The following is a 915-nucleotide window of genomic DNA, read 5'->3' on the forward strand; positions in this document are numbered from 1 at the left end:
AATCGAAAACCCCGTTCGGACTCTGGCGTGTAACCCTCCCACCGGGTGACATGCTGGCGCTCCCACCCGCTCTACCGTTGCCTCACCCACACATGCTCGCCGACCAACCTGTGCAGACCTGGATCACCACCGTCAGCCTCGATGCACTTCAAACGTCCATCGCCGATGGCGGAATCGGCGCAGAACTCGACGACCTCGACATCGCAGAAGCGTGGGTCTACCCCGAACAGGGTCGAGCCCTCGACAAGTGGGCGAAATTCTTGAGAGAGGCCCGCAAAGTTGCCGTCGATACAGGCGACACGGCAATGAAACGGTTCATCGGCGCCTGCTACAAGGGTTACATCGGCCGAATGGTCAACCCCGACATGTGGACCGCCAAACAAATGCAACACCACCACCAACCGCTCTGGCGAGCAGCGATCATCGCACACTGCCGCTGGCGAGGCCGCCGCGTCGCGATGCGCATCGCACGCGAAACCGGGCGTTGGCCACTGCGCACCGTCACCGACTCCTGGGTCTACCCCCTGCCCCCGGGCATCGACATCGCAGACAACAGTGACGCACTCGGGAAAATGACTCTGGAAAAGAGCGCCCCGCTCACCGAAAACATAACCGTCATGCTGACCGACGCCCGCGACACCCACGAGATCAACCTCGCACTCAAAGCTGCGTTCACCGACGAAGATGAAGGAAACATATAGTGGCCCTGCATCTTCCGAAACCACGATCAACCAAACCCGCACAAAAGACCGTCGGCTTGGACGGACTCAACGTATCCGTCTCGACAGCAGCAACAAGCGGTATCGAAAAATCGAAATCGGTCAAAAGTGGGGGATTGGCCGGACTCACCAGCAAAGTCTCCGTACGCCAGATCCGTACCGAAATCGGCAAAGAAGGCCTACGGCAAGCAGCTGT

General features: G+C 59.5%; 2 pseudogenes. Both read left to right on the top strand.

Features of this window, described 5'->3' with window-relative positions:
• Nucleotides 1-701, top strand: a pseudogene (locus AC1Q6C_RS33655) (hypothetical protein); the annotation flags it as partial.
• A pseudogene (locus tag AC1Q6C_RS33660) lies at nucleotides 701-915 on the top strand (hypothetical protein); the annotation flags it as partial. The pseudogenes AC1Q6C_RS33655 and AC1Q6C_RS33660, both read left to right, overlap by 1 nt.

It is taken from the genome of Rhodococcus sp. MT28 (assembly GCF_058792695.1).